Raw genomic sequence first — 20,863 nt, 5'->3', positions numbered from 1 at the left:
GGTTTAGACTTGAATGCAGCTAAAAAAGCATTTGCCAAGTATTTAGATGAAAGAAATTTAAATTCAAATCAAATTTATTTTGTCAATCAAGTAGTTGAATTTATAGTAAGAAATGGTGTTATGAAAGATTTTTCTGTTTTACAAGAATCACCGTTTGTTGATAAGGGATCGATTGTTGACTTATTTGGTGATGATCTCCAGATATGGAATGGAATTAGAAATGTTATTTCTAATATTAATCAAAATGCTTTGTATGCATAGATATTACGGCGAATTAAAATAAAAACAGCTACGGCTGTTTTTATTTTAATCCATTTTCAATCCATCAACGAAAGCTAAATCAATAGCAAACATGATCCCAGTATTAGGATTATTAATGCCTCCTAAAGCTTCATCGATAACTTTTCTAGCGTTATCAACTTGTTCTTTTTTTAGGATAAAAAATAATGTTTTGCTGCTTTCGCGAGGATCTTCTAAAAAGATTCGTAATGATTCAATAATGAAATTGTCCTGATTTTTTAAAGTGTTTAACATTCCTTTACTATCAATGATCGTACCACCCTGGATACCATTATTTTGTAAAGCTAAAAGTAAATCGTCTAGTTTTTCGACTTTATGAAGGACTAAAAAAAGTGCTTGCAAAAAAACTCCCTCCTTTTTTATTATTATAAACTAAATTGTTGTTGTTTGCATTAACAAATATTTGGTTTATAATAAACAATAAAAGAGGAGGAATTAATATGAAGTTTGAATTTTCAAATCGAATCAGTGGTGTTAAGGCATCAGCTATTCGGGAAATCTTAAAAATGATGAATGATCCGGAAATTATTAGCTTTGGTGGGGGGAATCCGGCTAGTGAAACTTTTCCAGTAGCTAAATTGAAGGAAATAAGTGATGATATTTTTACAAATAATCCTAATTCTATTTTAGAGTATGGAATTAGCGAAGGTAGTGTAGCGTTTAAAGAAGCGGCGATTAATTTTTTATCACGCCATGAAACAATCGTTAAAGACTATGATGAAGTAATGGTTACTTCAGGTTCACAACAAATCATGGATTTTGTAACTAAATGTTTATGCAATGAAGGGGACATTGTTGTTTGTGAAAATCCGAGTTTTTTAGGAGCATTAAATTCTTTTAAAAGTAATGGTGCTAAATTAGTAGGAATTGAAATGGAAGATGACGGGATCGATTTAGAAAAATTAGAAACGGTTTTAAGCGGGGAAAAGAAACCTAAATTAATTTATCTAATTCCTAATTTCCAAAATCCAACTGGGATTACAACTTCTTATGAAAAAAGAAAAGCAATTTATGCTTTAGCTAAAAAATACCAGGTGGCTATTTTAGAAGATAATCCTTATGGTGATCTAAGATTTAGAAATGAAGCAATTCCTTCAATTAAATCATTAGATGATGAAGGTTTAGTAATTTATGCTGCTAGTTTTTCAAAGATCATTGCCCCTGGAATGCGGGTTGCTATTATGGTGGGTCATCGTGGTTTGCTTAATAAATGTACGATCGCTAAACAAACTAACGATGTTCATACAAATGCTTGGGCGCAAAGTGTTATGGCTCGTTTTTTACAAGAAACAGACATGGAAGAACATTTAAAACAACTACAGGCAGTTTATGATAAAAAATGTAATTTAATGTTAGACCAAATGGAAAAGCAGTTTAGTGATGATTGTAAATGGACAAAACCTGATGGGGGAATGTTTATTTGGGTTACTTTACCTGAAAGAATTGATATGTTGGAATTTGTTCAGGCAGCTATCAAACAAAAAGTGGCAGTGGTACCAGGAAATGCATTTTATGATGATGATAGTAAACCATGTCAGTCATTTAGAGTCAATTTTTCAACTCCTAGTGAAGATGATATTATTAAAGGAATTGGTATTTTAGGAGAATTGATGCGTGATTAAAAATATTGTTTTTGATATGGGAAATGTGATCTTACGCTGGGATCCTGATTATATTGCTGGTAAGCTAAGTCAAAATGAAACAGAAAAACAAATTATTATCAATGAATTATTTAGTTCAAAATACTGGTTAATGTTTGACCAGGGAATAGTAAATGAAAAACAGATTATTGATTCGTTTGATCCTAAGCATCTACAATTATTAAGACATGCTTTAACCCACTGGCATGATTATTTTGAACCGTTTGATAAAATCGTAGCATTGATCAAGGAATTAAAATTACAAGGGTATAAAATATATTTGTTATCTAATTGTAGTATGCAGTTTTATGATTATTATTCAAAAGTACCAGCTTTTAAATATTTTGATGACTTTTATATTTCAGCTAAATATCATTTGATTAAACCTGATCTAGCGATCTATCAGGATTTTTTAACCAGATATGATTTAGTAGCTGAAGAATCGGTTTTTATTGATGATGTAAGTGCAAACGTAGAAGGAGCTAAAAAGGCAGGTATGTTAGCTTATCAATATGATGGTAATCTTGAAAGATTGCAAGCATATTTACAAACTATATTGAAATAACAACGGAGAAATCGAAAGATTTCTCTTTTTGAATAAAGATTAATTGTTTTTTTAAATAAAGTATCATAAATTATTAAAGTTTATTAAAAGAGATTAAAAAGGCCATTCTTTTAGTTGACAATTAGAACGAAAATGCTAGAATTTAGTAGAAAAAATAGTGAAGTGGGAGATGTTTTATGGATAATACAGTGAGTAAAAAAACAAAACCGGCTAAAAAGGGAATTCATTTTAAAAATAAGAAAATCAGAAACAGTTTATTTATCATTGGTGGATTATTAGCAGCAATGATCATTGTTTACTTGGTTGGCAGTTTTTATTTTAATCAGCGCTTTTTAAAAAATACCTATATAAATGGAATTGATGTCGGTGGTTTGACGGTTGAAGAAGCTAATGGTGAATTGGCTAAATTAGTTAATGGCTACACATTAGAGTTGAAATTCAATGATGGTAACGTGGAATCAATTTCTGGAAATGAATGTGGTGTGGCTTATAATGAAGATAATGATGTTAATGCAGTTTTGAAAAAACAATCATCTTTTTCTTGGCTTTTTGCGATGTTTAGTAAATCAGAAAATTCAGTTGATAATCTAGCTAAAGTAGATGGAAATGTTTTAACGAGTAAAGTAGCCTCTTTGCAGCATTTACAAGCTGAAAGTCAGGTAGCACCACAAGATGCTTATGTAAGTTATGCTAATAATCAGTTTTCGATTGTTGATGAAGTATACGGTTCAACAATTGATCAAGCTAAATTGATTACTGAAATTACTGCGGCTTTTAGTGAAGGAAAAAGCAAATTAGATTTAACGGAAAAGAAATGTTATGTTGAACCAGGCGTAAAAGCTAGTGATGCTTCGATCCAGCAATACCTTGAAGCAGCTAAAACCTACGCTTCTGCTGCAATCACCTATAATACTAAATCAGGTGATGTAGTTTTAGATGGCAATACTTTAATTACATGGCTTTCAATTGATGCAAATGGTAATTATTATCGTGATGATGCTGTTTTTAAAGAAAAAGCAACTGAATTTGTCAGCAGTTTAGCTAAAAAGATCAATAGTGTTGGTGGAACTCGGACATTTGTCGGTGCTAATAATCGAACAATTACAGTAAGTGGCGGTAACTATGGATTACGGCTTCAAAACAGTAAAGAAGTTAGTGGTTTATTAGAAGATATTTATGCTAATAAAGTAACTACTAGAACACCAGTTACTACTGGAAAAGATGCTGGCAGTGATAATGGTGGTTTAGGAGATACTTTTGTTGAAATCGATCTAACTAGTCAGCACATGTGGTATCATAAAAACGGAACAATTGTTTTAGAATCGGATATTGTTTCCGGTACTTACAATAAACCTGATCGTCGCACACCTGGTGGAACTTATTATTTATATAACAAAGAACGTAATCGAACATTAAGAGGAACTAAAAAGCCTGATGGAACTTATGAATATGAAACACCAGTATCATACTGGATGCCATTTAATAAAGGAATTGGATTACATGATTCATCAAGCTGGCGTTCTAAATGGGGTGGCGATATTTATTTGAATAATGGTTCACATGGCTGTATCAATTTGCCAACTAATATTGCTGGTCAGTTATACAATAATATTGAAATTAATTGTCCGGTGGTATGTTATTATTAAAACAGTCTATTTAGACTGTTTTCTATTTAAAAGGAGATTTTTATGAAAATACTTGCAAGTGATTTTGATAATACATTATTATTTTATCAAGGATATCAGGGTTATTACCATCGAGAAGATATCCAGGCAATCAAAGAATTTCAAAAACAAGGGAATTTATTTGGTATTTGTTCTGGTCGTAGTTTTAAAGGTATTGTTGATTGGAATTTTGAAAAGATTGATTATGATTTCTATATTATCTGCTCTGGTGCTAAGATTTTGGATAAAGAAGGCAAGGTTATCTTTGAACAATTAATTGATAAAAAAATAGCCGTAGATATTTTAAAAGCTTATCCTACTGTTAATACTAGTATCGTCTATCAAGGGAATACATATTTGTTAAATGCACCTGAAAACTATATTAAACATCCGCGGATTACTTCATTTGCTGAAGTAGGTGATAAGTGGGAAACGTTTTCTCTTCATTTTGCTGATAATGAAACCGCACACCATGAATATTTAAAAATCAAAGAACAGTTTAAAGATCAAATTGCTATTTATCAAAACGAGTGTCATTTAGATTTTGCTGCTATGGGCTGTTCCAAAGGAGCAGCAATCCTAAAATTAATTGAACATTTTAAAATAGATCCTTTCCAAATGGCAGTCATTGGTGATTCTTATAACGATTTACCAATGTTAACAGCAGTTGAAAATGCCTTTACTTTTAATCGTAGTCCTGATTTGGTTAAACAAACAGCAAAATATTTAGTTGATGGTGTTGATGAGTGTATTAAGATATTAATGGGGGAATAATGGAAAAATATTTAGTTCAAGAAAAAGAAAATAGTGAAAAAAGCAGTTTAGTACTTTCTAAACAATTATTTAAACTATCATTACTTCGCTTGGTTATTGGAGTAATGATCATTGCTTTAATTTTAATTAGTTATTTTAATCAACAAAACTGGTTAGTATATATATGTTTATGCTTATTAGTCTTGTTTATCTATTTAGTATATTATTATAATAAATTAAATCAGCAGTTAAATTATTATCAATCTAAAACGCGGGTAATCAAACGTTATTTAGATCGTTTCAATCAAAATTGGAAAAATTTTGAAGAAACCGGCAGTCAATATGTACAAGAAAACTTAGAAATCTGCAAAGATCTTGATTTAGTTGGAAAAAATTCATTATTTCAGTTTTTAAATATAGCCTGCTCTACTAATGGTAAAAAGCGTTTATTAGCTAAGTTATTGAGAAATAAGTTAGATTATTTACAAATTATCAAAGAACAGCAGGCTGTTAAAGAATTAAATGATTTACATGACTTTAATATCGAAATTGAAATTGCTGGAAAGATGGTTAAAGAGTATCATTTAGGTGAAAAGGCCATTAATAATTTTTTAGCTGTAAGTAAAAATTATCAAATTAAATATCATCATAACTGGTTAAATTATGTAATTCCAGTTTTAACAATCGCATCAATTATTTTATTTTGTTTTCAAGTTATGACTAAACTAATGCTGGTTATGATGGCTATTTTAGTGTTTGGACAGTTATTAAGCGCTAGTATTGGTTTATTAAAAAATCGAGAAATTTTTGAATATAGTGCAAAATTAAATAGTTCATTAACTTATTATTTAAAAGTATGTACTTTAGTAAGTAAACAAGATTTTAAAACAGATCATCTTAAAGCAATTCAAAGTGATTTAAATGAAGCTTTAACCGGTTTAAAAGAGTTAGAAAAAATCAGCAGTATGATCAAACAACGTAACAACGTATTAGCGTTTTTACTGTTAAATGGATTGCTTTTATGGGATCATCGCTGTTATTATCGTTTAAATCATTGGTTAGATGTTTTCGGTAATAAATTAGAAAGCTGGTTATTTCAAATTGGTGAATTAGAATCATTAATTAGTTTACAAGTATTAATGGTTGCTAAAGAAAATACTTGTCTTCCAACGATTGTTGATCAAAACAGGCCAGTATTAGATTTTAAAGAAGCTACTCATCCCCTTTTAAATAATGATGCAGTTAGTAATAGTTTTAATATGAATCATCAGGTTGGAATTATTACTGGATCAAATATGTCTGGAAAAACAACTTTTTTAAGAACGATTGGAATTAATCTGGTTTTAGCTTATGCTGGTGGACCAGTTATGGCCAAAACATTTAATTGTTCTTTAATGGCGTTGTTTACATCAATGCGAATCGAAGATAACATTGAAGGTATTTCTACTTTTTATGGTGAATTGTTAAGAATTAAAGAAATTGTTGAAGCTAATCGTAAAGGGAAAATCATGATTGCTTTGATCGATGAAATTTTTAAAGGAACTAATTCAGTTGATCGTATCATTGGCGCTAGGGAAACGATCAAACAATTATCATCAAATAATATTTTTACGTTGATCACTACTCATGATTTTGAATTATGTGATTTGGCTAAAGAAGGTCTATATGCTAATTATCATTTTGAAGAATATTATGAAGATAATCAAATTAAATTTGATTATAAAATTAAAAACGGTCGTAGCCAAACTACTAATGCACAATATTTATTAAAGATGGTAGGGATAATTGAAGAGTCAAATTAGTTTGTTAAATTGTTGATAAATTTGTAAAATAACTGTTATAAAGGTAAAAAATGTGTTAAGATACTAGACTTAGATGAGTGTTTATAAAATTAAATGGAGGTAAATATGAAAATCGGATTTGATAATGATAAATATTTAAAAATGCAATCATCACATATTAAAGAAAGAATTGGTAAATTTGATGATAAATTATATTTAGAGTTTGGTGGTAAATTATTTGATGATTATCATGCATCAAGAGTTTTACCAGGTTTTGCACCTGATAGTAAATTACAGATGTTATTACAATTAAAAGATCAGGCAGAAGTTGTTATCGCTATTTCTGCAAGTGATATTGAACGTAATAAAGTACGCGGTGATTTAGGAATTACTTATGATAATGATGTTATTCGTTTAATTGAAGTATATCGTAATAAAGGATTATATGTCGGTAGTGTAGTAATTACTCAATATGACGGTCAAAAAGCAGCTGATACTTTTAAAATGCGGTTAGAAAAACGGAACATTGCAGTATATTTACACTATTTAATTGATGGCTATCCAACTAATACTAAAAAGATCATTAGTCCTGAAGGGTTTGGTAAAAATGATTATATTAAAACGACAAAACCACTAGTAGTCGTTACTGCCCCAGGACCTGGAAGTGGAAAAATGGCTACTTGCTTATCACAGTTATATCACGAACATATTCGTGGCATCAAAGCTGGCTATGCAAAATTTGAAACTTTTCCGATTTGGAATTTATCATTAAATCATCCGGTAAACTTGGCTTATGAAGCAGCTACAGCGGATTTAAATGATGTTAATATGATCGATCCGTTTCATCTAGAAACATATAATGAAGTAACGGTAAATTATAATCGCGATATTGAAATTTTCCCAGTACTTAAAAATATGTTTGAAGAAATTTATGGTGTTAGTCCTTATAATTCACCAACAGATATGGGAGTTAATATGGCAGGATTTTGTATCAGTGATGATGAGGCTTGTAAAGAAGCTAGTCGTCAGGAAATTATTCGCCGTTATTACAATACAATGAATCGCTATGTATGTGAAGAATGCAGTATTGATGAAGTTAATAAACAAGAGCTTGTCATGAATCAGGCAAAAGTGGTTGTTGAAGATCGCAAATGTGTGGCAGCTGCTAACCAAAAAGCTAAGATGGCTGACTGTTTTGCTGGAGCAATCGAACTTGATGATGGTACGATCATTACTGGTAAAACTTCTGATTTCATGGGATCATGTTCAGCTATCTTGATCAATGCTTTGAAATATTTAGCTAATATTGCTGATGAAACGATCTTAATTTCACCAACTGCTTTTGGACCGATCCAGCATTTAAAAACGGAATATTTAGGTAGTATCAATCCTAGATTACATAGTGATGAAATTTTAATTGCCTTATCATTAAGTGCAGTTGAAAACAATGAAGCTAAATTAGCTTTACAACAGTTACCAAAATTAAAAGGAACCCAGGCACATATCACTTCATCGATTGGACCAATGGATGCAAAAGTATTTTCTAATTTAGGAATCCAAATTACATATAATGCCAAGAAAAAATAGCTAAAAGAGCGTGTTTTTACATCATGCAACTAATAGTTGCGCAATTGAAAACTAGAATATCTAGCACAAATGATTTGTTTTTGATAATAATAAAGGTGAATTAGGGAGGAATGTAAAATGAATATTGAAATAGCTAATCGTTTAGTTAAATTAAGAAAAGAAAATAATTTATCCCAAGAAGCTCTTGCCAATAAATTAGGAATTTCAAGGCAGGCGGTTAGTAAATGGGAACGAGCTGAAGCTTCACCAGACACCGATAATTTGATCATGTTAGCGAAGATTTATGATATCTCACTAGATGATTTATTAAAAACAGATCAAGAAGAATTTGAAAGTGCTAAAAAGATCAATCCGGAAAATGATCAACGTCAAATTAAAGAAAAAGTGCATATTAGTTTTCGTCATGGCATTCATGTACTTGATAAAGATGGAACTGAAGTGCATGTTGGCTGGAACGGGATTCATATTGATGATGTCAAAAACAATGAAAAAGTTGATATTAATAACTGGGATGATTATATGAATAAATATTATATTAATCATACTAAATTCCCGGTTGCCTTGATTGTTTTTGTGATTTATATAATTGCTGCTATTTATACAAAACTATGGCATCCTTTATGGATCATGTTATTAGTCATTCCCATTATTGATGGAGCCATTGCCGCAATAAAAAATCGTGATCTTAATCGTTTCCCATATCCAATCTTAGTTACTTTATATTATTTATATGAAGGTTTCTTTGAATATATTTGGTCACCAACCTGGATTGTTTTTCTAACTATTCCTGTTTATTATGGTGTGATCAATTATTACTATTATTATAAAACTAAACAAACTAAGCAAGATGATGTTTAAAATGCATCATCTTTTTTAATTTATCAAAGTAATTTTTAAATTTCGGGAGTATATAAAAAGTATAGAAATTTAAAAATGAAAGGATGATATTATGGAAAATGTATTACTATTTTATTTAGGTGCTTGTTTTGGCAGTTTTATCAATGTTATCAGTTATCGAATGCCTAGAAAAAAATCATTTATCAAAGGACGCAGTTATTGTGAAAGCTGTGGTCAGATGATTTACTGGTTTGATTTATTACCGTTAGTCAGTTATTTGTTATTAAAAGGAAGATGTCGTTATTGTCATCAAAAAATTAGTATTTTACATCCTTTGATCGAATTTATCAGCGGGGGATTATTATTGCTATGTTTCAATCAAAATTCTTTTTCTTTACATACTTTAGTTTTATTTTTTATTTTATTGGATTTATTAGTGATTGCTATCATTGATTTAAAGACAATGGTTATTTATCGTAGTACGCTTTTGTTTTTAGTTATCATGGTGTGTATTTATCGAATGTTAACGGGTTTTGTTTTAAGTGATTTAATTTTAGGAATGGTTATTGTTAGTGGGATAATGGTCTTAATTAATTTATTTGTTGTTTCATTTGGAAATGGGGATATTGAATTAATGATAGTAGTGGGAATATTACTTGGCTGGAAGAATAATATATTGGCTTTTGTAATTAGTATTTTAATTGGTGGAATAATTAGTGTCTATTTATTGTTAACTAATAAAAGTACTTTAAAGTCATATATTCCTTTTGGACCGTTTTTAGTATTAGGTACAGTTATTACTTTGTTTTATGGACAAAGTTTGATTAATGGTTATTTAGGATTATTCATTTAATTAATGAATATAATTTTTTATAAAAAAATGATATGATATAAAAGTAAAGGGGTGGGTTAAATGTTATTGAAAGAGAAAATGGAAAATGTTGAATTGACCAGAGTTGAACAGGATGTTGCTAAATATTTAATTGATCATCAGGCAATCTTAAAAGATTTATCAACTAGAGATATTGCCAAAGCAGCATATTGTTCTTCTTCAGCTGTTATTCGTTTAGCTCACAAGCTTGGTTTTCAGGGCTATAATCAGTTAAAAGAACAATTAATCAAAGAGCAAGAATATTTAGATCTTCATTTTGATACAATTGATGCTAATATGCCATTTACTAAAGATGATACAATGATGGCCGTAGCTGGAAGCATCAATGAACTGATCAAGGAAGCTAATAATGACACGCTTTCTTTGTTACATCATGATTCTTTACAAAAAGCAGTTAACATAATTAATCAAGCTAATCATATTTATATTTTTGGTTTTGGTTCTTATGTACCATTAGCTTCAATTTTTAAGCAAAAAATGTCACGAATAAAAAAACATGTTATTGTCCAAAGTCATATTGGTGAAGAAAGTTATCAGGCCGATATGATTGATAACAATGATTGTGCCATTATTATTTCATATTCTGGTGAAAATAAGACTTTAATTAAAGTGGCTAAATTAGTAAAAGAAAAAAAGGTTCCCTTGATAATAATTACTAGTTTAGGAGAAAATACGTTAAGTCATTTTGGTGATCTGCTGCTTTATATTTCAACTAGAGAAAAATTATTTTCTAAAATTGCTAATTATACTTCAGAACATTCAGTATCTTTATTACTTGATATTCTTTATTCTTGTTATTTTAGATTAAATTATCAAGAAAATTTAGATTACAAGATTAAATATGCTAAAAAGGTAGAATATGAGCATTTTTCTACCAATCGGATCATTAAGGAATAAAGCACTGTTCTATTTTTATAAGCAATATATAAAAGAATTTTAGAGCATTGTTTCTAAATGAAGCAATACTCTATTTTTTTAAATTTAATTATGATAAAACATTAATATAAAAGAACGAGGAGGACTATATGGCAAATATCTTTTTTCCTAGCTGTAAAGCTAAAGCAAGTTATCCACAAGCAAGCAAACAATTAGCAAAATATATCGAAAATAAGTACGCAATTGATCCAATTGGCTGCTGTAAAGTTAATCATAAAAAATTGACTAAAGACGATACAGCAATTTTAGTATGTTTAAATTGTGCACGTGTAATCGAAAAAAATGGTGATTTTGATCATTTAGAATTTATTTGGGATATTATTGATCAAGATGAAACATTTAATTTTCCAAACTATCATCAACAAAGAATGACGATTCAAGATTGTCATCTTGTAAGCAATAGACCTAAGTTGAAACAAACAATTCGTTCATTGTTGAAGAAAATGAATATTCAAGTGGTTGAATATGATATGGGTGAGAATCATCATTGTCCATCTTATGAAATAGTAGGGTATCATTTAGACCATAAATTAAACGAAGAAGAAAAGAAACAATATTTTTCTAAGCAATATGATAATATTGATACTGACATTATTGTTTCGTATTGTAAATATTGTAATGATGGTGTTAATTATAGTCATAAAACGGGGAAACATATCTTAGAATTACTTTTTCCTACAAATTAAATAATTGTAAAGATGATAATAATGAAGTTATCATCTTTTTATTAACTAAAATTAACGTTAAAAAAGGCGATTCTTGTTATTTGGTTTTGCTATATAAATTAGTTATATGTTATAATCATGTTAAGATATATTAAAACAAGGAGGGGAAACTTATGAACTTTCTATTTATTTCACCAATGTTTCCAAAAAATTATTGGAACTTTTGTGATCGAATGAAAAATCATGGGGTTAATGTCTTAGCTATTGGTGATATGCCAGAAGAACAAATTAGCGAAGAATTAAAAAGATCAGTTACTGAATATTGTTATGTCAACAATATGGAAAATTATGATCATGTTTATCGTTGTGTTGCTTATCTTGCAAGTAAATATGGTAAGATTGACTGGATTGAATCAAACAACGAATATTGGTTGGAATTAGATGCTAAATTACGTACCGATTTTAATATTAATACCGGTATGAAAGAAGATGTAACAAAAATCTTCAAAACTAAATCAGGAATGAAAGCTTATTATGAAAAAGCAGGAGTAAAAACGGCACGGTATCATTTAGTTGATACTTTTGAAAATGGTAAAAAGTTTGTTGAAGAAGTTGGTTATCCAGTAATCGTTAAACCGGATAATGGAGTTGGGGCTGCGGCTACTTATAAAATTAATAATCTCCAGGAATTAGAAAACTTTTATCAGATTGATCATATTACACAATATATCATGGAAGAGTTTGTTAATGGATTGATTATTTCTTATGATGGTTTAGCTAATCAGGATCATCAAGTTTTATTTGAAACAAGCCATGTATTCCCTAATTCAATTATGGATGTTGTCAACAATAATACAGGGATGCATTATTATTCATTGCGAGAAATTCCTAAACAATTACAAGAACTAGGAAGAAATGTTGTAAAAGAATTTCCGTTAAATGCTCGTTTTTTCCATTGTGAATTTTTCCAATTATTAGAAGATCGTCCCGGTCTTGGTAATAAAGGTGATTTTGTAGGCTTAGAAGTAAATATGCGTCCACCTGGAGGCTATACACCGGATATGATGAACTGGGCCAATGATATTGATGTTTATAACATTTATGCTGATATGGTAGTTTACAATCATAGTGAATATTATACAAATCGTCCATATTATTGCATTTATTGCGGTCGTCGTGATGGTAAGGAATATTATTACAACAATGATGCTTTAGTTGCTATGTATGGCAGTCATATTTTAATGAATGAAAGAATGCCAGATATTCTTTCTGGAGCTATGGGAAATTATACTTATACGGCTCGTTTTACGACATTAGATGAAGTACATGATTTTGTTGATAAGGTATTAAAGGAGGTTTAAAAATGAAAGTTGAATATTATCGCGAATATAGTAACTGTTTAAATCGAGATATGGAATATAAAGTATATGGTCATACGGGACTTCCTTTATTAGTCTTTCCAGCTCAAGATGGACGGTTTTATGATTTTGAAAACTTTGGGATGATCGATGTGATCGCTGATAAAATTGAAGCAGGTTTAGTCCAAGTATTTTGTTTAGACAGTATTGATGGTGAATGCTGGTCTGATCAAGGTGGTGACAATCATCATCGTACTTATATGATGGAACAATGGTATTATTATGTAATGGATGAATTAGTACCTAGAATTTTTGAAATCAATGGTACGGGTCAAAAAATTTATACTACTGGATGTTCAATGGGAGCTACACATGCCTGCAATTATATGTTTAGACGTCCTGATGTTTTTAAAGGTTGCATTTGTTTAAGTGGTTATTATGATAGTGATTTATTCTTTGGTGATTATCATGATGAAATTTTATATAATAATAGCCCAATTCAATATTTAAATGGAATGTCTTATGATCATCCATTTGTAGAAATGTATCGTCATTGTGATATCATTTTATGCTGCGGTCAGGGTGCCTGGGAAGATGAAATGATCTATTCAACTAGACGGATGCAAGAATTATTAGAATATAAGGATATTCCAGCGTGGATCGATTTTTGGGGATATGATGTTAACCATGACTGGAACTGGTGGCAAGTTCAATTACCATACTTTTTAAATCATATTTTATAAAGGAGTGACAGAAATGAATGTTGTATTTATTTCACCGCATTTTCCATTATACTTTCATAACTTCTGTTCACGTTTAAAAATTCGTGGGGTCAATGTTTTAGGTATTGGAGATGCAAATTACAGTGAAATTAGTAATGAAACTAAAGATAGCTTAAGTGAATATTATCGGGTCAATAGTTTAGAAAACTATGATGAAGTTTATAAAGCCGTAGCTTATTTTATTAGTAAATATGGACGAATTGATTATGTTGAAAGTCAAAATGAATATTGGCTAGAAACTGATGCAAAGATTAGAACTGATTTTAATATCAATAGTGGTACTAAATACGAAAATCTTGCCGTAATGAAATATAAATCAAAAATGAAAGATGTCTATAAAAGTGTTGGTTTAAATGTAGCTCGTTATTGCCTGGTGGATACTTTTGAAAATGCATTAGCTTTTATTGAAACGGTTGGTTATCCAATTGTAGTTAAACCAGATAATGGCGTAGGTGCTGCTTCAACTTATAAACTAAAAAGCCAGGAAGAATTAGAATATTTCTTTGCCACTAAAGATGATCGGGTTTATATCATGGAAGAATTTGTTAATGGTCATGTAGAAACCTATGATGGAGTTACTGACAGTAATAAAAATGTATTGATTGCTAATAGTACGATCATGTTAAATTCAATCATGGATAATGTTAATGATAACTGCGATACTGCTTTTTGTAACCGTTTTGTAAAAGGCAGCGATATTGAAGAAGTTGGTAAAAAAGTAGTTCAGGCATTTGATACTCGAAGTCGTTTTTTTCATTTTGAATTCTTTAGATTAGATCAAGATAAAGAAGGATTAGGGAAAAAAGGCGATTTAATTGGTTTAGAAGTAAATATGCGGGCACCGGGGGCATATATGCCAGATATGATTAATTTTAGTTATGAAACCGATGTTTATACCATTTGGGCTGATATGTTAATCTATGACAAATGTTTTATGAATTTAGAACAAAAATATTTAATTGCTTATATTGGTCGTCGTGATGGTATTGATTATATGTTAGATAAAGATCAAATTAATCAAAAGTATGGTAACTTGATCATGCTTGATGTTGATGTTCCAGCAGCTTTAAGTGCTGCGATGGGAAATCATGTTTATTTAGTTAGAACTGATAATCAGGAACATTTAGATTTCTTAATTGATGAGTTCTTAAAACGTCGTGATGGCAGCAATTGGCGCTAAAATTAAAAAAATAAAAAAATATGTGATAAAAAGATTTATTTTTAATAATAAATGTGCTATTATATAGGTGGTTCTTAAATGAACCACTTTATCCCAAAAAAGTGCAATCTGCACTAATGAAGGAAGAAGCAATTCTTCCCTCCCCACAAATGTTAGGGTTCCCAGCCCTAACTTTTTTTGTTTATAAATAAAGTGTATGTTATAATAATAGATAACCAAAATATGGAGGAAAACGAGATGAAAAAGTATAAGGCAATTATTTATGATATTGATGGGACAGTTTTAAATACTTTAAATATGAATATGTATCCGTTAATGAAAATTATTAAAGAGGAAACTGGTGAAGACTGGGGTTTTGAAGATGTTTTAAAATTTGCTGCTTATCCTGGAATGAAAGTTATGGAAGAATTGCAAATCAAAGATAAAGAAAAAACGTATGCAAGATGGGTCAAATATGTAAATGAGTATGAAGAAGGGGCAACTTTATACGATGGATTTAACGAGGTGTTTGAAAAATTTAAGCAAGCTAATTTTATTCAAGCTGTTGTATCTGCAAAAACAAAAGAACAGTACGAAATTGATGTTGTTTCAAAGGGAATTGATAAATATATGGAAGCAGCAATATTAGCTAATGATACTAAAAAACATAAACCCGATCCCGAACCGTTGTTAGAATGTCTAAGAAGATTAAACCTTACCAGTGATGAAGCTATTTATATTGGTGATGCATTATCTGATTATACAGCAGCTAAAAATGCGAAAATGGATTTTGGATATGCTAAATGGGGCAGCGTTAGTGATGCAGGAATTGACGAACCGACATTTGCTTTTGATAAACCAGCTGATTTATTAAAACTTATATAATTGGAGGAAAAGTATAATGACTGAACGTGAAAAAATGCTAGCTGGTAAGCTATATGACTGTGGTGATCGGGAATTATTAACGCAATGGCATAAAGCTAAAGATTTAGCAAGGGATTATAATCTTTGTGATTCTAAAGATTTAGAGAAAAAAGATAATATTTTAAAGCAGTTACTTGGTGGTAGAGGAAAGAATTTATGGATCACTGCACCGTTTTATGTTGATTATAGAAATAATATTTATTTTGGCAATAATTGCGAAGTTAATATGAATTGTACTTTTTTAGATGACAACAAAATCATTATTGGTGATAATGCACTTATTGCCCCTAATGTACAAATATATACAGCTTTTCATCCTACTAATGCACGTGATCGTTTTGGTGGGGTAAAAGAAGATGGTTCGTTTGAGTTTTGTAAAACGCAAACCGCACTAGTTATTATTGGTGATAATGTCTGGATCGGTGGTGGCGCAATTATAATGCCGGGAGTTACTATTGGTAGTAATGTAGTAATTGGGGCTGGCAGTATTGTTTGCAAAGATATTCCTGATGATGTGATTGCTTTTGGAAATCCTTGTCGGGTGATTCGTAAAAACATATAGATAGCGAAAGCTATCTTTTTAATATATATTGGTTATGTTATAATTTCATTATAGATAGAGGAGATAGCAATGGATTTAAAGTTAGTAATATTTGATATGGATGGTTTGATGTATGATACTGAACCAATTGGAAAGAAATGTATTCAAGAAACGGCTAAAAAATATGGCTATATCATTGATGATGAATTTGCTTTAAAATCAATTGGGATGAACATCAATGATTATCGAAAGATGGTCAAGGATAAATTTGGTGATGATTATCCATTTGATTTAATTAGTCAGGAATCAGAAAAAAACGGATGGAATATTTGTTAGAAAACGGAATAAAAATTAAACCGGGTTTAATGGAGCTGTTAACGTATTTAAAAGAAAAAGACATCTTGATTGCAATTGCCTCTTCTTCAAAAAGAGAAACAATTGATTTTTATAACCAGATGGCTAAGATGCCGAATTTTTTTGATTATATTATTTCCGGGGATATGGTTGAACATAGTAAACCTGATCCAGAAATTTATATAAAAGTTTTAGAACATTTTCAGATTAATGCAAGTCAGGTACTGATCTTAGAAGATTCTCGTAATGGAATTATCGCTGGAAGTAAAGCTAAGGTCAAAGTAATTTGTGTACCTGATCTAATTAAACATGGTAAAGATATGGAGCAATTGATTTATAAAACAGTTCCTTCGTTAAATGAAGTGATCAATGAAGTTGACAGGTTGATTAATACTATAAAATAGCTTTTCAAATAAAGAAATTATTTTGTGTTTATTAAAAAAGTACGATAAGATATAAGTAATGGAATAAATTAAGGAGGTATTGTATGAGTTTTCCAAAGGGATTTTATTGGGGTGGCGCAACTGCTGCTAATCAGTTAGAAGGTGGCTGGCAAGAAGGTGGTAAAGGTGTTTCTTGTCCAGATATTTGTACTGGAGGAACAGCTACTAAAAGTAAACGAATTACACCAGAATTAGAAGAAGGAACTTTCTATCCTTCACATGATGCAATCGATCATTATCATCGTTTTAAAGAAGATATTGCTTTGTTTGCGGAAATGGGCTTTAAAATGTATCGTTTTTCAATTGCCTGGACACGAATCTTCCCTAATGGTGATGAAAGTGAACCAAATGAAGCTGGTTTGAAATTCTATGAAGAATTAATTGATGAATGTTTAAAGTATAATATTGAACCAATGGTTACTATTTCTCATTATGAAGTACCATTTAACTTAACTAAAAAATGGAATTCTTGGGGTGATCGTCGCATGATTGATTGTTATTTGAATTTCTGTAAAGCAATTTTTACGCGTTATAAAGGAAAAGTAAAATACTGGCTGACTTTCAATGAAATCAATTCAGCAACAACTGCTATGGGAGCATTTTTAGGACAAGGAATTTTAAATGAAATCAAACCAATGGATTTCATGAGTCAAGTTGATATTCCAAGCAATCGTTTCCAAGGATTACATCATCAATTCTTAGCTAGTGCTTTAGCAGTAAAACTAGCACATGAAATTGATCCTGAAAATAAAGTAGGATGTATGCAAATCATGGCAACTAGTTATGGCTTAACATGTAATCCAGCTGACCAGGTTGAAAATCAACAAAAAAATCATTTAATGAACTGGTTCTGCAGTGATGTTCAATGTCGTGGTAAATATCCAAATTATATGAATAGATATTTTAACGAAAATAATATTGAAATTAAAGTAGAACCTGGTGATGATGAAATTCTTGCCAGTGGACCAGTTGATTTCTATACATGTTCATATTATATGTCTAATTGTCAAACTGCTGATCCTGAAAAACAAGTTGCTGGTAAGGGGAATATTTTAGGAGGAGTACCTAATCCATATCTTAAAGCTAGTGACTGGGGATGGCAAATTGACCCTGAAGGATTACGTTATTCATTAAACGAAATCTGGGATCGTTATCAATTACCAATTTTTGTCGTTGAAAATGGGTTAGGAGCTCATGATAAAATCGATGATGACGGTAAAGTAAGAGATGATTATCGTGTTGATTATTTAAGAAAACATATTGAACAAATGCATGAAGCAGTATTAGATGGTGTTGATCTTCGTGGTTATACACCTTGGGGATGTATTGATTTAGTATCAGCATCTACTGGTGAAATGGCAAAACGTTATGGCTTCATCTTTGTTGAAAGATATGATGATGGTACTGGTGATTTTGCAAGAAGAAAGAAAGAGTCTTTTAACTGGTACAAAAAAGTCATTGCTACTAATGGTGAGGACTTAGGATAATAGATGTGTTAACAGCACATCTATTTTTTTGGAGGGGAAATGAAAGCAAAAGGTTATTTTTTGACAATTTTATCAGCAGTTATCTTTGGTTTTACACCAATTTTGACGAAAATTACATATTCAATGGGCAGTAATGGGATTACGATGGCTTTATTTCGGCATTTATTTGTTATTCCCTTATTGTTTTTTATTATTAAAATTCAAAAATTAAATTATAAAATTACAATTGAACAATTAAAAAAGATCTGTTTAGTAGGAATTATTGGTACTGCTTTAACGGTCGTGATGCTTTATACATCTTACAGTTATATTCAAGTTGGCAGTGCCACAGTATTGCATTTTTTATATCCGCTATGCGTATCTTTGATTTGTTATTTTTATTATCATGAACAGTTGACGAAGATTGTTAAATATTGTTTGATTGTTGCCAGTATTGGCATTATGTTTTTTATTGAATTAGGACAATCATCATTTATCGGTATTTTTTTAGCATTAGCTTCGTCAATAACATTTGCCTATTATTTAATTGGTATTGAAAAACTGGGATTACAAGATATGAATCCTTATGTTTTAAACTTTTATTTTGCTATTGTTATTGCTGTTGCAATTAGTATAGTAGGAATGGTTACTAATCAATTAGTATTTACATTACCACTACTTACTTATGGTTATTCATTAATCATTGCGATTTTAACATCAATCATTGCGATTATTTGTTTACAGCAGGGAGTTAAATTTTTAGGAGCAACAACGGCTGCTATTTTAAGTATGTTTGAACCAGTTACGAGTGTGATTTTTGGTATCTTAGTTTTAAATGAAGGATTATCATGGTTTAAACTAATTGGATGTGTTTTAATTCTTGGAGCTATTACTGGTTTGATTATCGGTAATTCTAAAGAAGTGAAGAAATAGAATAGTTTTAAGAAAAAAATTTTTACTGGTATTACCCTAATGGTAAAATGTTTGATTAAATCCCTCTTTTTAGATGATTACAATGTTTATTTAGTAAAGATTATGCTAAAATTATCTTAAGTAGCAAAATTTGTAAAAGGGGGACAAGAAATGGCTAAATATGTAATGGCTTTAGATCAAGGAACAACTAGTTCGCGCTGTATCATATTTGATCATCAAGGTAATATCATTGCTTTAGCACGAAAAGAATTTGAACAAATTTTTCCTAAACCAGGCTGGGTTGAACATGATCCGATGGAAATTTGGTCATCTCAGGTAGCTGTAGCTAGCGAAGCGATGGCTAAAAAAGGAATTGCCGTAGAAGAAATCGCTGGAATCGGGATTACGAATCAACGGGAAACAACCATTATTTGGGACAAAGAAACAGGAAAACCAATTTACAATGCAATTGTTTGGCAATGTCGCCGTAGTGCCGGTTTGATTGAACAGCTGGTCAAAGATGGCCTACAAGAATATGTGATCAAAACAACGGGACTAATTCCAGATGCTTATTTTTCAGCTTCTAAAATTGCCTGGGTTTTAGAAAATGTTCCTGGAGCAAGAGAGCTGGCTAATCAGGGACGGCTATTATTTGGAACGGTAGATACCTGGCTGATTTATAATTTAACGGGGCGAAAAGTCCATGTTACTGATTATACTAATGCTTCAAGAACAATGTTATTTGATATTAAACAACTTTGCTGGGATAAAAAGATCTTAGAATATTTTAAGATTCCTGAAAGTATGTTACCTAAAGTTAAACCATCAAGCTGTATTTACGGTTATACTAAAAGTGGTATTTTAGGTGGCAATATTCCCGTTGCTGGAGCGGCTGGCGATCAACAGGCAGCATTATTTGGACAGTGCTGCTTTGAACCTGGTGAAGCTAAAAATACTTATGGAACCGGTTGTTTTTTATTAATGAATACTGGTAAAAAAATCTATCATTCTAATCATGGTTTGATTACGACGATTGCTGCTAGTGAAAATGAGGAAGTTAATTATGCTATTGAAGGCAGTGTCTTTGTCGCTGGTGCTTTAATGCAATGGCTGCGAGATGGTTTAAGAATTTTAGAAACAACACCTAAATCAGTTGAATATGCCTTACAGGTAGAAGATACTAATGGAGTATATATTGTTCCTGCTTTTACGGGACTTGGAGCACCTTATTGGGATCCTTATGCTAAAGGAACAGTCGTTGGCTTAACTAGAGGCTGCACTAAAGAACATTTTATTCGTGCGGC

General features: G+C 30.7%; 22 protein-coding genes. 21 read left to right on the top strand and 1 reads right to left on the bottom strand.

All coding sequences use genetic code 11. The annotated features are described in order from the left end of the window. The coding region (locus tag J7M77_RS10385) for a type I restriction-modification enzyme R subunit C-terminal domain-containing protein (RefSeq protein WP_296878250.1) at positions 1-261 on the top strand (261 nt) is incomplete at its 5' end. 45 nt (positions 262-306) lie between these two features. Here the strand turns inward: J7M77_RS10385 and J7M77_RS10380 are convergent. Beyond that, positions 307-642, bottom strand: a complete 336-nt coding sequence (locus J7M77_RS10380) for a hypothetical protein (RefSeq protein ID WP_296878248.1) — start codon at positions 640-642, stop codon at positions 307-309. A gap of 98 nt (positions 643-740) precedes the next feature. Between J7M77_RS10380 and J7M77_RS10375 the strand changes: the two genes are divergently transcribed. From J7M77_RS10375 to J7M77_RS10280, 20 genes are all read left to right on the top strand, one after another. Continuing rightward, entirely contained in the window at positions 741-1,922 is a 1,182-nt protein-coding gene (locus J7M77_RS10375; protein ID WP_296878238.1) for a PLP-dependent aminotransferase family protein, read from the top strand. Beyond that, entirely contained in the window at positions 1,915-2,505 is a 591-nt protein-coding gene (locus J7M77_RS10370) for an HAD family phosphatase (protein ID WP_296878236.1), read from the top strand. The genes J7M77_RS10375 and J7M77_RS10370 overlap by 8 nt, the downstream gene beginning before the upstream one ends. Before the next feature lie 176 nt (positions 2,506-2,681). Then, positions 2,682-4,151: a L,D-transpeptidase family protein gene (locus tag J7M77_RS10365; protein ID WP_296878234.1), complete on the top strand. Its 1,470-nt coding sequence runs from the start codon at positions 2,682-2,684 to the stop codon at positions 4,149-4,151. A gap of 42 nt (positions 4,152-4,193) precedes the next feature. Next, positions 4,194-4,943: an HAD family hydrolase gene (locus J7M77_RS10360; RefSeq protein ID WP_296878232.1), complete on the top strand. Its 750-nt coding sequence runs from the start codon at positions 4,194-4,196 to the stop codon at positions 4,941-4,943. Further along, positions 4,943-6,724, top strand: coding sequence for a hypothetical protein (locus tag J7M77_RS10355; protein ID WP_296878210.1), 1,782 nt, complete (start codon positions 4,943-4,945; stop codon positions 6,722-6,724). The genes J7M77_RS10360 and J7M77_RS10355 overlap by 1 nt, the downstream gene beginning before the upstream one ends. A 105-nt stretch (positions 6,725-6,829) precedes the next feature. Continuing rightward, positions 6,830-8,290: a DUF1846 domain-containing protein gene (locus J7M77_RS10350; protein WP_296878208.1), complete on the top strand. Its 1,461-nt coding sequence runs from the start codon at positions 6,830-6,832 to the stop codon at positions 8,288-8,290. Between the two features lie 117 nt (positions 8,291-8,407). Continuing rightward, positions 8,408-9,148: a helix-turn-helix transcriptional regulator gene (locus J7M77_RS10345; protein ID WP_296878206.1), complete on the top strand. Its 741-nt coding sequence runs from the start codon at positions 8,408-8,410 to the stop codon at positions 9,146-9,148. Positions 9,149-9,239: 91 nt separating this feature from the next. Continuing rightward, a complete protein-coding gene (locus J7M77_RS10340; protein ID WP_296878204.1) occupies positions 9,240-9,980 on the top strand; it encodes an A24 family peptidase in 741 nt (246 codons plus the stop codon). 60 nt (positions 9,981-10,040) lie between these two features. Further along, positions 10,041-10,916 carry a MurR/RpiR family transcriptional regulator gene (locus J7M77_RS10335; protein ID WP_296878202.1) on the top strand — a complete coding sequence of 292 codons (876 nt, stop codon included), beginning with the start codon at positions 10,041-10,043 and terminating at the stop codon, positions 10,914-10,916. A 128-nt stretch (positions 10,917-11,044) separates the two neighbouring features. Next, positions 11,045-11,641 carry a hypothetical protein gene (locus tag J7M77_RS10330; protein ID WP_296878200.1) on the top strand — a complete coding sequence of 199 codons (597 nt, stop codon included), beginning with the start codon at positions 11,045-11,047 and terminating at the stop codon, positions 11,639-11,641. A 152-nt stretch (positions 11,642-11,793) separates the two neighbouring features. Beyond that, on the top strand, positions 11,794-12,981 hold the full coding sequence (locus tag J7M77_RS10325; protein ID WP_296878198.1) for an ATP-grasp domain-containing protein: 1,188 nt from the start codon (positions 11,794-11,796) through the stop codon (positions 12,979-12,981). Positions 12,982-12,983: 2 nt separating this feature from the next. After that, a complete protein-coding gene (locus J7M77_RS10320) occupies positions 12,984-13,721 on the top strand; it encodes an alpha/beta hydrolase-fold protein (protein WP_296878195.1) in 738 nt (245 codons plus the stop codon). Between the two features lie 13 nt (positions 13,722-13,734). Beyond that, the gene (locus J7M77_RS10315) at positions 13,735-14,940 is read left to right on the top strand and encodes an acetyl-CoA carboxylase biotin carboxylase subunit family protein (RefSeq protein WP_296878193.1); all 1,206 of its coding nucleotides are present in this window, start codon (positions 13,735-13,737) and stop codon (positions 14,938-14,940) included. A 237-nt stretch (positions 14,941-15,177) separates the two neighbouring features. Beyond that, positions 15,178-15,804 carry an HAD family hydrolase gene (locus J7M77_RS10310; protein ID WP_296878191.1) on the top strand — a complete coding sequence of 209 codons (627 nt, stop codon included), beginning with the start codon at positions 15,178-15,180 and terminating at the stop codon, positions 15,802-15,804. Positions 15,805-15,820: 16 nt separating this feature from the next. Further along, on the top strand, positions 15,821-16,405 hold the full coding sequence (locus J7M77_RS10305) for a sugar O-acetyltransferase (protein WP_296878189.1): 585 nt from the start codon (positions 15,821-15,823) through the stop codon (positions 16,403-16,405). Positions 16,406-16,474: 69 nt separating this feature from the next. Next, entirely contained in the window at positions 16,475-16,720 is a 246-nt protein-coding gene (locus tag J7M77_RS10300; protein WP_296878187.1) for an HAD hydrolase-like protein, read from the top strand. After that, positions 16,705-17,142, top strand: a complete 438-nt coding sequence (locus tag J7M77_RS10295) for an HAD family phosphatase (RefSeq protein ID WP_296878185.1) — start codon at positions 16,705-16,707, stop codon at positions 17,140-17,142. The genes J7M77_RS10300 and J7M77_RS10295 overlap by 16 nt, the downstream gene beginning before the upstream one ends. 83 nt (positions 17,143-17,225) lie before the next feature. After that, the gene (locus tag J7M77_RS10290; RefSeq protein ID WP_296878182.1) at positions 17,226-18,668 is read left to right on the top strand and encodes a glycoside hydrolase family 1 protein; all 1,443 of its coding nucleotides are present in this window, start codon (positions 17,226-17,228) and stop codon (positions 18,666-18,668) included. A gap of 39 nt (positions 18,669-18,707) precedes the next feature. After that, positions 18,708-19,580, top strand: a complete 873-nt coding sequence (locus J7M77_RS10285) for a DMT family transporter (RefSeq protein ID WP_296878180.1) — start codon at positions 18,708-18,710, stop codon at positions 19,578-19,580. 150 nt (positions 19,581-19,730) lie between these two features. Next, positions 19,731-20,863, top strand: a 1,133-nt coding sequence (locus tag J7M77_RS10280) for a glycerol kinase GlpK (protein ID WP_296878178.1), incomplete at its 3' end; no start/stop codon positions are given.

The organism is Thomasclavelia sp., assembly GCF_017889095.1.
Classification (GTDB): Bacteria; Bacillota_I; Bacilli_A; order Erysipelotrichales; family Coprobacillaceae; genus Thomasclavelia.
This window is presented reverse-complemented; position numbering and strand designations above follow the sequence as displayed.

What these genes read in the sequence shown, in the direction of transcription:
- J7M77_RS10375 (WP_296878238.1), top strand. Translation starts at nt 741, where the DNA reads ATGAAGTTTGAATTTTCAAATCGAATCAGTGGTGTTAAGGCATCAGCT.
- J7M77_RS10365 (WP_296878234.1), top strand. Translation starts at nt 2,682, where the DNA reads ATGGATAATACAGTGAGTAAAAAAACAAAACCGGCTAAAAAGGGAATT.
- J7M77_RS10360 (WP_296878232.1), top strand. Translation starts at nt 4,194, where the DNA reads ATGAAAATACTTGCAAGTGATTTTGATAATACATTATTATTTTATCAA.
- J7M77_RS10355 (WP_296878210.1), top strand. Translation starts at nt 4,943, where the DNA reads ATGGAAAAATATTTAGTTCAAGAAAAAGAAAATAGTGAAAAAAGCAGT.
- J7M77_RS10350 (WP_296878208.1), top strand. Translation starts at nt 6,830, where the DNA reads ATGAAAATCGGATTTGATAATGATAAATATTTAAAAATGCAATCATCA.
- J7M77_RS10345 (WP_296878206.1), top strand. Translation starts at nt 8,408, where the DNA reads ATGAATATTGAAATAGCTAATCGTTTAGTTAAATTAAGAAAAGAAAAT.
- J7M77_RS10340 (WP_296878204.1), top strand. Translation starts at nt 9,240, where the DNA reads ATGGAAAATGTATTACTATTTTATTTAGGTGCTTGTTTTGGCAGTTTT.
- J7M77_RS10335 (WP_296878202.1), top strand. Translation starts at nt 10,041, where the DNA reads ATGTTATTGAAAGAGAAAATGGAAAATGTTGAATTGACCAGAGTTGAA.
- J7M77_RS10330 (WP_296878200.1), top strand. Translation starts at nt 11,045, where the DNA reads ATGGCAAATATCTTTTTTCCTAGCTGTAAAGCTAAAGCAAGTTATCCA.
- J7M77_RS10325 (WP_296878198.1), top strand. Translation starts at nt 11,794, where the DNA reads ATGAACTTTCTATTTATTTCACCAATGTTTCCAAAAAATTATTGGAAC.
- J7M77_RS10320 (WP_296878195.1), top strand. Translation starts at nt 12,984, where the DNA reads ATGAAAGTTGAATATTATCGCGAATATAGTAACTGTTTAAATCGAGAT.
- J7M77_RS10315 (WP_296878193.1), top strand. Translation starts at nt 13,735, where the DNA reads ATGAATGTTGTATTTATTTCACCGCATTTTCCATTATACTTTCATAAC.
- J7M77_RS10310 (WP_296878191.1), top strand. Translation starts at nt 15,178, where the DNA reads ATGAAAAAGTATAAGGCAATTATTTATGATATTGATGGGACAGTTTTA.
- J7M77_RS10305 (WP_296878189.1), top strand. Translation starts at nt 15,821, where the DNA reads ATGACTGAACGTGAAAAAATGCTAGCTGGTAAGCTATATGACTGTGGT.
- J7M77_RS10300 (WP_296878187.1), top strand. Translation starts at nt 16,475, where the DNA reads ATGGATTTAAAGTTAGTAATATTTGATATGGATGGTTTGATGTATGAT.
- J7M77_RS10295 (WP_296878185.1), top strand. Translation starts at nt 16,705, where the DNA reads ATGGAATATTTGTTAGAAAACGGAATAAAAATTAAACCGGGTTTAATG.
- J7M77_RS10290 (WP_296878182.1), top strand. Translation starts at nt 17,226, where the DNA reads ATGAGTTTTCCAAAGGGATTTTATTGGGGTGGCGCAACTGCTGCTAAT.
- J7M77_RS10285 (WP_296878180.1), top strand. Translation starts at nt 18,708, where the DNA reads ATGAAAGCAAAAGGTTATTTTTTGACAATTTTATCAGCAGTTATCTTT.